Raw genomic sequence first — 9,021 nt, forward strand, 5'->3', positions numbered from 1 at the left:
GCGAGCGCCCCGGAATGACGGCGTTGGGTTTGGAAAGTGCGCCGCTCGCGGCACAACTGCACGCCCGCCCCGCAATATTGTCACTGTCATACCCGCGGGCTAGAAATCATCCGCACAACAGGGAGAGATACCGATGACCATCAAGGTTGGCGACCGGCTGCCCGACGCCCAGCTTCGCGTGATGACGGAGGAAGGTCCGCAGGTGAAAACCACCGACGAGATCTTCAAAGGTAAGAAGGTGGCGCTGTTCGCCGTTCCGGGAGCTTACACCGGGACCTGCCACAAGATGCACCTCCCCAGCATCTTCCTCAACGCCTATGCGATGAAGGACAAGGGCGTCGACACCATTGCGATCGTCTCGGTCAACGACGCCTTCGTGATGAACGCCTGGAAGCGCGACACCGACCAGCGCGACGAGGCGGTGTTTCTCGCCGACGGCAATGCTGAGTTCACCAAGTCGATCGGCATGGAAATGGACGGTTCGGGCTTCGGCCTCGGCACCCGCTCGCTGCGCTATTCGATGCTGGTCGAAGACGGCGTGGTGAAGACTCTCAACCTCGAGCCGAACCCCGGCAAGGTCGAAGTCTCCGGCGGCGAAACGCTGCTCGGGCAACTGTGAGTTGATTGCGGGCGCACTTCGCTCCAAGGACCAACGTCATCGCCCGGCTTGTCCGGGCGATCTCGCATTCCAGGGCGTTCGTGCTGAACTAACTGGCTCTCTGGGATACTGGGTCACCCGCATGCGCGGGTGACGACGACAGTGACGCGATTACTTCACCCGCGACTTCATCCGGTTTTCGGCGAGGCCGTCGCGCGCCAATTGATCGGCACGTTCGTTTTCGGCGTGGCCGGCGTGGCCTTTGACCCAGTGCCAACGGATGCTGTGGGTTTTCAGCGCGGCGTCGAGGCGCTGCCACAAATCGACGTTCTTCACCGGCTTCTTGTCGGCGGTCTTCCAGCCGTTGCGCTTCCAATTGTGAATCCAGCTGCCGATACCGTTCTTCACATATTGGCTGTCGGTATACAGATCCACCGAGCACGGCCGCGTCAGCGCTTCCAGCGCCGAGATCGCCGCGAGCAACTCCATCCGGTTGTTGGTGGTGTGGGGCTCCCCGCCCTTCAGCTCTTTTTCGACGTCGCCGAATTTCAGGATGGCCCCCCACCCCCCGGGGCCCGGGTTGCCGGAGCAGGCGCCGTCGGTGTGGATGATCACCGGCTTCTGGTCGGCCTCGCTCACACCACCGCTCCTGCGATCTCGACTCCATAGTCACGAATGCTGGCGACATTTTGCTGGAAGCGCAGCTTGCGGACGTATTCCATCGGATCTTTCGGTTTGACCAGGGCGCCTTCCGGCACGTTGAGCCAGTCGACCAGCCGGGTCAGCAGGAACCGCAGCGCAGCGCCGCGAGCCAGCAGCGGCAGCGCGGCCTGCTCGGCGGCATCGAGCGGCCGCTCGCGGGTGTAGGCGCTGAGCAGCGCCCGCGCCTTGGTGGCGTTGAAGGCGTGATCGGCTTCGAAGCACCAGGCGTTCAGGCAGATCGCGACGTCGTAGGCCAAGAGATCGGTGCAGGCGAAGGTGAAGTCGATGATGCCGGAGACGTCGTCGCCGATGAAGAACACGTTGTCGGGAAACAGGTCGGCGTGGATCAGCCCCTGCGGCAGATCGGAAGGCCACACCCCGCTTTCCAGATAGTCCAGCTCGGCGGCGAGGAAATCGCGCAGGCCCGGCTGCACCTCGTCGGCGCGCGCCTCGGCGGCGGCGAACAGCGGCCGCCAGCCGGCGACCGACAGCGCGTTCGCCCGCGTCATCGCAAAGCCGCGGCCCGCCAGATGCATCTTGGCCAGCGCCTGGCCGACGCCGGCGCAATGCACCACACTCGGCTTGCGCGGCCACACCCCGTCGAGGAAGCCGATGATCGCCGCCGGCCTGCCGGCGAGCGTCGCCAGCGTGCGGCCTTGGCGATCGGCGACCGGCTGCGGGCAATTGATGCCGTTGCCGGCCAGATGCGTCATCAGCGACAGGAAGAACGGCAGATCGTCGCGGGCGACGCGCTTTTCGTACAGCGTCAGGATGAAATAGCCGCGCGAGGTGTGCAGCAGGAAGTTGGAGTTCTCGACGCCTTCGGCGATGCCCTTGTAGGACAGCAGGTCGCCGATGTCGTAGCGGCTCAGGAAATCCGCAAGCTCGTCGGCGGCGACGTCGGTATAGACCGCCATGGCGTGATCCGATCAGAAGGAAGACTCTGGCGGCTTCCTAGACCAAGACGGGGCGCGATGAAAGGGCGCCCCCGGGGGGAGCCCCCCGCTCCGGCCGGACTTATTCGGCGGCGTCCGGACGCAGCACCCGCGGCACCGGGAAGAACTCGTTTTCTTCCGCCGCCGACACCGTCTCGACCGACAGATCGAAGCGCTCGGCGAAGGCGCCCATGATCTCCTCGACGATCACCTCGGGGGCGGAGGCGCCGGCGGTGAGGCCGAGCACCTTGATGCCCTCGAACTGGCTCCAGTCGAGATCGGAGGCGCGCTGCGCCAGCACCGCGACCTTGCAGCCCTCGCGCTCGGCGACTTCGCGCAGCCGCTGCGAGTTCGACGAATTCGGCGCGCCGACCACGATCATCGCATCGACCACCGGCGCCACCTTCTTCACCGCCGCCTGGCGGTTGGTGGTGGCGTAGCAGATGTCCTCGCGGTGCGGCCCGGAGATGTTCGGGAAGCGCTCGCGCAGCACCGCGACGATGCCCGCGGTGTCGTCGATCGACAGCGTGGTCTGGGTGACGAAAGCGAGGTTGTCGGGGTCCTTCGGCTGATATGCCGCAGCATCGGCCGCGGTCTCGATCAGCGTCACCGCGCCCTCCGGGAGCTGGCCGAGGGTGCCGACCACTTCCGGATGATGCGAATGGCCGATCAGCAGGATCTCGCGGCCGCGCTTGAAATGGATCGCCGCCTCGCGATGCACCTTGGTGACCAGCGGACAGGTGGCGTCGATCGAGAAGAAATTGCGCGCCATCGCGTCTTCCGGAACCGATTTCGGCACGCCGTGGGCGGAGAACACCACCGGCGCCTTGGTGTCCGGAATCTCTTCCAGTTCCTCGACGAAGATCGCGCCCTTGGCGCGCAGGCTGTCGACCACGTATTTGTTATGGACGATCTCGTGCCGGACGTAGACCGGGGCGCCGTACATCGCCAGCGCCCGCTCCACGGTATCGATCGCCCGCACCACGCCGGCGCAGAACCCGCGGGGCGAACACAACACGATTTTCAGCGGGGGTTTGGCGAGCATTTGCAACGATCCGGGGGCCTGGGCGCCGTGCAGAACCGGCGGAAAACGGGCGCACGCCTTGGGCGCTGCGCATCGGACGAACGGTGTAGGAATTGGGCCGGGTTTGCGGCCCTGTCAAGGCCGGCCCCCCTGCACTTTAGCAAGGCTCCTTGCGCGGCAAGCCCCGGACAGCATATATAAGCGGCAATTCCCGTCATCCTCGACGACCCCGCCTTGCCTCAGGACGAATCCGGAGGGGCAAGGGACAAAGGAGATTTGCCATGAGCAACGCACCGCTGATGCCGAAGGCCACCGCCGTCTGGCTGCTCGACAACACGGCGTTGACGTTCGATCAGGTCGCCGACTTCACCAAGATGCACGTCTTGGAGGTCAAGGCGATCGCCGACGGCGACGCCGCCCAGGGCATCAAGGGCATGGACCCGATTTCGACCGGCCAGCTCACCCGCGACGAGATCGAGAAGGGCGAAGGCGATCCCGACTACCGCCTGAAGCTCGCCGAGAGCAAGGTGGTGCTGCCGCAGGCCGCCAAGAAGAAGGGCCCGCGCTACACCCCGGTGTCGCGCCGCCACGAGCGCCCGAGCGCGATCCTGTGGCTGGTGCGCAACCATCCGGAGCTGAAGGACGCGCAGATCATGCGGCTGGTCGGCACCACCAAGACCACGATTGCTTCCGTCCGCGACCGCACCCATTGGAACGCCGCGACCCTGACCCCGATGGACCCGGTGACGCTCGGCCTGTGCTCGCAGCTCGACCTCGACTTCGAGGTGCAGCGCGCCGCCAAGGAGAAGCCGATCGATCAGCAATACGGCGGCGCCACGCTGCTGCCGGCCTCCGAGACCACCCGCAAGGAAGCCGAATTCGAAGCGGCGACCTCCGGCAAGAGCCAGGACGATCTCGACGTCGACGCGGTGTTCGCCAAGCTCAAGACCATCGGCGGCAAGAAGGCCGAGGACGAAGACGAAGAAGGCGGCTTCTGAGCCGCCCACCATCCCCGTCATCGCCCGCGCAGGCGGGCGAACCAGTATTCCAGGGCGCGCGTTGCCGACCGCAAGCTCTCTGCAATACTGGATCCTCCGCCTGCGCGGAGGATGACGGACCCAGCGCGTTGCAGCTCCGCACCCGGCATCTACAGCGCGAAGCGCCCTCCCCACCATCACCGTCATCGCCCGCGCAGGCGGGCGACCCAGTATCCCAGAGCGCACGTTACTGACCGCAGACTCTCTGCAATACTGGATCCTCCGCCTGCGCGGAGGATGACGGACCCAGCGCGTTGCGGCGCCGCGGCCGGCATCAGCGCAAAGCGCCTTCCCCACCCTCCCCGTCATCGCCCGCGCAGGCGGGCGACCCAGTATCCCAGAGCGCACGTTGCTGATCGCGGACGCTCTGCAATACTCGATCCTCCGCCTGCGCGGAGGATGACGGACCCAGCGCGTTGCCACTCCGCGGCCGGCATCAGCGCGAAGCGGCCTCCCACCCCTCACCGTCATCGCCCGCTCCCCGCCTTGCGCCCATCGCGCATCCGCTCGGCGTGCGGCAGCCGCGCCAGCGCCTGATCGCGGCGGCGGCGCTGCAGGTTGGTGTACAGCGTGTCGATCATCTTCCACTGTGCCTCGGTCGGCGGGTCCATCGGCACGACGACGCAGAGCATCGGCGTGCGGCAGCCGCGCGCCCGGCGGCAGTCCTTCATTGGGCAGCGCTTGTGCGCCTGCGCTTCATCTGCCAGCGCGCGCTGCAGCGCGCGACGTGCCGCCAGCATGTCGATGTCGAACCGAAGCTGCGCCCGCTTGGCGCTGGCCTGCTGCTCGAGCGCAACCAGCCGCGCGTGATCCCAACTGAGGTGTTCGGTCGGCCAAGTCGGCATCGCTCCCTCCTGATGCTGATACCAGCGGGCGCGCGCGCATGCGGCGGCGTTGCCCGCAAAAGCCTTGCGTGAGTGGTGGGTTCAGTGGGCCTCCGGTCGGCCATCGGGCCGAGGGAGGTGGAGCGCCGAAAGACGCGCCTTTGGTAGGACCCGCGGCCTCATGCTTCGGATCGCCGAAGCGCGAGCGCCGCGGAAACGTCTTTCGACGCTCCACCGTGGCGACTTTTGGCTGAAGGACCGTTCTTCCGGGACACGGCGAGCTTGCGGGCTTTCCCCGGCCTCTACCGTACCCGTCCAGCCTCTGTCGCGGCGGCCGCTCGTAGTAGCGGCGGACGGCGACCCTCAGCCTCCCGGAGGTACAGGGCGACGTCCACCCCACACCCGCAGGCGCCACACCCCGCCCCGCGACGACCAGCGTCCCGGCAACGCGCCCCTCGATGGGGCGGGATGAATGGGAATATAAGCCTCGATGCCGCGAAAGTCAAGAGAATTAGGCTTCCACCTAAGCGGCTAGTAGTCGAATCGTCGCCTACGGGATTAGAATCCAAAATCCCTCAAAGAGATGGCACAATGAAGATATTTGTTAGTTGGAGCGGTGAACGTAGTCAGCAACTCGCTCAAGCTCTGCGTGATTGGCTTCCATTAGTCTTGCATTTTGCGGAACCATGGGTATCTCAGTCTGATATCGATGCCGGAGACCGCTGGGCGAATGAAGTAGGAAAAGAGCTAGAAGCTAGCAACTTCGGCTTGATATGCATCACAAGCGAAAATGTTGCCTCACCTTGGATCCTTTTCGAAGCAGGCGCGCTCTCCAAATCGATGCAAGAAGGTCGTGTTGTGCCTTTGCTACTAGATATCGAATTTCGGGAACTAACCGGACCTTTAGCTCAATTTCAAGCCAAGAAACTGGAGAATAGCGGGCTGTGGGACATTCTCGGTTCAATCAACCGAATAGCTGAGCACCCGATTCCTGAGCCTCGCCTCAGACAGCTCTTCGATGCTTTGTGGCCAGAACTAGAAAAAAACGTTCATGAAATCCCGAAGACACCTCAGCAGAAGAAGCCAACTCGGCCTCAGCAAGAGATTCTTGAAGAGCTCGTTTCAAGCATTAGAGGCCTTGACAGCCGATTCCGAGATTTTGGTGAGGAAACGCCGAGTCGGGATCGCCGTCGCAAACGGCTGCTACACCCTTTCATGATAGATGAAATGGTTCGTCAGCTTGATCTAGGAAGAAACGACCCCACGAAATTTTTGGTCTTCGGCAGCATTGTACGAGATGATGTCCCTTGGTTATCAGAACTTCTGATGGAGACGTTCAGAGAGACGACAAGTGGAGGCTCAAAGAGAGCGCTAGAAGCCGAGCGCCGCCTGCTTGCGGGTTTCAAGGCGTTCAGGCATGGCCCTTGGAGCGAGCTAATGCAAGATAGGGACACCTTCCATCTGATTGCGAAGATGACACAAATCTTCGAAGAAAAATACATTAGTCGTGACCGAAACTTCCCCTGGCACCGTGTCGACCCGCTTTCCAGCGAGAAGCCGAACGAGGAAGACATTAATAGCCCGTAGGGCGGATTAGCGAAGCGTAATCCGCCGCCTTCATGACGTCGCGGATCGGCGGGGCACGCCTTCCGCCCTACGTGCTGCGCTCGATACGGCGGCGAGATTTCTTCGACCGACGTTTAATCCAACGTCGAGTTGCAGCCCTGCTCGATTGCGTGCCAGCCTGAGCCGATTAATTTGGAGTTTGAGCATGGCGATATTTCTCAAGATCGTTTCAGGTGCCTACCTCATTCTGGTGTGGCTGTCGTTCTTCATCGGGCTGCAATCGCCGCTCGAGCGCGAGTTACAAATGCCGACGGGAAGCGCGACGATCGTGCTGTTCCTGATCGCGGTCCTGCTGTCGATTCCCGGCGTTGCACTGTTCGCGTTCGGCCAATTGGTCGGTGACGTGAGGGCTATTCGCAACTCCTGCCGGCCGCCGCAGTAAGCGTAGCCCAGACGAGCGTAGCCCGCGCGAGCGAAGCGACCGCGGGGTCTTTTGCGAGGATGCCTTCTATGACGAACAAGCGGCGGCCGTCCGGCATCGCTCGGGACGCCGAAAGGACGCCCGGCACACCCGCGCCGGATACGGTTCGGACCGGACGCGATCTGGTCGATGCGATGCAAGCATCGCCTTGTCGGGATATCGAACTTGCGCCGCGTCGGATGAGACTTCCGGTACGTGACGTTGATCCGTTCGCGACATTTTCAGAATGAATTTTGAAGTCCGACGAAGCGGCCTATCGCGATCTGTGAGCTGCGCTTCGTCCCGCGTCTCGCTTCGCTCACGCGGGCTACACATTGGACTCACGACCCGCGTCGCCCTCACCCCAGCCCTCTCCCGCAAGCGGGAGAGGGAGCGCGCTGCGATCTGCGGCATGGCCCGTCCTTCGAGCTGATAGCGGGCGGATTAGCGCAGCGTCATCCGCCGTCTTCTTCCGAGGTCACGAATCGGCGGGTTACGCCTTCGGCGTACCCGCCCGCAGACCGGCCCCGTCGGTCTCCGGCAGTCGCAGGTGGTCCAATCGAAGCCGCCGAGCGGCATCGACGCACCGCTCCCGGCGACGTTGATGCGATCGCGCAGCAGGAATTTAACTAGGTTCGCGTCCGATCGAGGTCGCAGCACTCATACCAATTGACGAATGGCGGCACGCGAGCTATGCAACCCACGCGTGTTTTTTAGAGCACGCACACCCTAGAGATGGACAGGAAAGCAGGGAGAGTAACTGATGAAAAAGTACTATTCGCTCAGTGCGGCCCTCATTCTGACGGCAGTCCTCGGGACCGGGTCTGCATCCGCCGACAGCGTGCGCGCTGTGGTCAGTCTCGACGTCAATTCCGGTGGCACGACCCCGCTCAAGGTCGAGAAGGAAGTCGGCTTCACGCCGAAAGACAAGACCATCACGGTCGAGGTCAGCGGCTATCTCTGTACGATGGGCTCTTCGACCCAGGGCTCGGTCCCTCAGGGGTGCAACTACTCCATCGACATCACCGGCGCGGCACCGAAGGTCGTCGCCCGCGAGGCAAGCGGTGCCTGCATGAACGTGAAGCCGAGCTGCGTCGCCAAGTAGGTCCGGACCACAGCCGGACCATGACGCAGACTTCGGACGATCGATCGGCGCTGCTTCCCGCAGCGTCATGACGCCACCGGGCGCCGCGACACCTCCCTCGCGGCGCCCTTTTTTCATCGCGGCCGTGCAAGGACGTCGCCCGCCGGGCGGATGAGCGCAGCGTCATCCGCCGTCTTCATTGACACTGCACATCGGCGGGATACGACTTCGGCGAACCCGCCCTACCATATTCAACCCCGCGAATCCTGATTGTACAATTCTCTCTCCACGTCATTCCGGGGCGCGCGGAGCGCGAGCCCGGAATCCATACTCACTGCGGATGCTGTGAGGGCGTGGCGCTGCACCGCTGCGACAGACCACAAACAACGGTGGTTATGGATTCCGGGCCTGCGCGCCGGTGGCGCGCATCCCGGAATGACGCGGGCAGCAAACGTAGCCCGCGCGAGCGAAGCGACCGCGGGGTCTTTTGCGAGGATGCCGTCTATGACGAACAAGCGGAGGCCGTCCGGCATCGCGCGGGACGCCGAAAGGACGACCGGCACACCCACGCCGAACACGGCGCGGACCGGACGCGATCTGGTCGATGCGATGCAAGCATCGCCTTGTCGAGATGTCGAACTTACGCCGCGTCGGATGAGACTTCCGGTACGTGACGTTGATCCGTTCGCGACATTCTCAGAATGACTTTGGAGTCCGACGAAGCGGCCTATCGCGATCTGTGAGCTGCGCTTCGTCCCGCGTCTCGCTTCGCTCACGCGGGCTACACATTG

9 protein-coding genes are annotated in these 9,021 nt (G+C 63.7%); 5 read left to right on the forward strand and 4 right to left on the reverse strand.

Going from position 1 to position 9,021, the window contains the following annotated elements; genetic code table 11:
• The first annotated feature begins 133 nt into the window (after positions 1 to 133).
• On the forward strand, positions 134 to 619 hold the full coding sequence (locus tag DNX69_RS12455) for a peroxiredoxin (RefSeq protein WP_110786318.1): 486 nt from the start codon (positions 134 to 136) through the stop codon (positions 617 to 619).
• A 150-nt stretch (positions 620 to 769) separates the two neighbouring features.
• Here DNX69_RS12455 and rnhA read toward each other — a convergent pair whose 3' ends face one another.
• The 3 genes from rnhA to ispH form a co-directional block, all read right to left on the reverse strand.
• Complete coding sequence (gene rnhA, locus DNX69_RS12460; protein ID WP_110786319.1) at positions 770 to 1,237, reverse strand: ribonuclease HI; 468 nt, start codon at positions 1,235 to 1,237, stop codon at positions 770 to 772.
• On the reverse strand, positions 1,234 to 2,217 hold the full coding sequence (locus tag DNX69_RS12465; RefSeq protein ID WP_110786320.1) for a homoserine kinase: 984 nt from the start codon (positions 2,215 to 2,217) through the stop codon (positions 1,234 to 1,236). The genes rnhA and DNX69_RS12465 overlap by 4 nt, the downstream gene beginning before the upstream one ends.
• A gap of 100 nt (positions 2,218 to 2,317) precedes the next feature.
• Entirely contained in the window at positions 2,318 to 3,280 is a 963-nt protein-coding gene (gene ispH, locus DNX69_RS12470; RefSeq protein WP_110786321.1) for a 4-hydroxy-3-methylbut-2-enyl diphosphate reductase, read from the reverse strand.
• 260 nt (positions 3,281 to 3,540) lie between these two features.
• Here ispH and DNX69_RS12475 point away from each other — a divergent pair, with 260 nt between their 5' ends.
• Positions 3,541 to 4,257, forward strand: a complete 717-nt coding sequence (locus DNX69_RS12475) for a DUF1013 domain-containing protein (RefSeq protein ID WP_110786322.1) — start codon at positions 3,541 to 3,543, stop codon at positions 4,255 to 4,257.
• Between the two features lie 506 nt (positions 4,258 to 4,763).
• Here DNX69_RS12475 and DNX69_RS12480 read toward each other — a convergent pair.
• Entirely contained in the window at positions 4,764 to 5,141 is a 378-nt protein-coding gene (locus DNX69_RS12480; protein ID WP_110786323.1) for a hypothetical protein, read from the reverse strand.
• A 570-nt stretch (positions 5,142 to 5,711) separates the two neighbouring features.
• Here DNX69_RS12480 and DNX69_RS12485 point away from each other — a divergent pair.
• The 3 genes from DNX69_RS12485 to DNX69_RS12495 all read left to right on the forward strand — a co-directional run bounded on the left by DNX69_RS12485 (position 5,712) and on the right by DNX69_RS12495 (position 8,251).
• On the forward strand, positions 5,712 to 6,707 hold the full coding sequence (locus DNX69_RS12485; RefSeq protein ID WP_165825250.1) for a toll/interleukin-1 receptor domain-containing protein: 996 nt from the start codon (positions 5,712 to 5,714) through the stop codon (positions 6,705 to 6,707).
• Between the two features lie 184 nt (positions 6,708 to 6,891).
• Positions 6,892 to 7,128 carry a hypothetical protein gene (locus DNX69_RS12490; protein ID WP_110786325.1) on the forward strand — a complete coding sequence of 79 codons (237 nt, stop codon included), beginning with the start codon at positions 6,892 to 6,894 and terminating at the stop codon, positions 7,126 to 7,128.
• A gap of 781 nt (positions 7,129 to 7,909) precedes the next feature.
• Positions 7,910 to 8,251, forward strand: a complete 342-nt coding sequence (locus tag DNX69_RS12495) for a hypothetical protein (protein WP_110786326.1) — start codon at positions 7,910 to 7,912, stop codon at positions 8,249 to 8,251.
• Positions 8,252 to 9,021 lie beyond the last annotated feature (770 nt).

It is taken from the genome of Rhodopseudomonas palustris, assembly GCF_003226555.1.
GTDB lineage: Bacteria > Pseudomonadota > Alphaproteobacteria > Rhizobiales > Xanthobacteraceae > Rhodopseudomonas > Rhodopseudomonas palustris_I.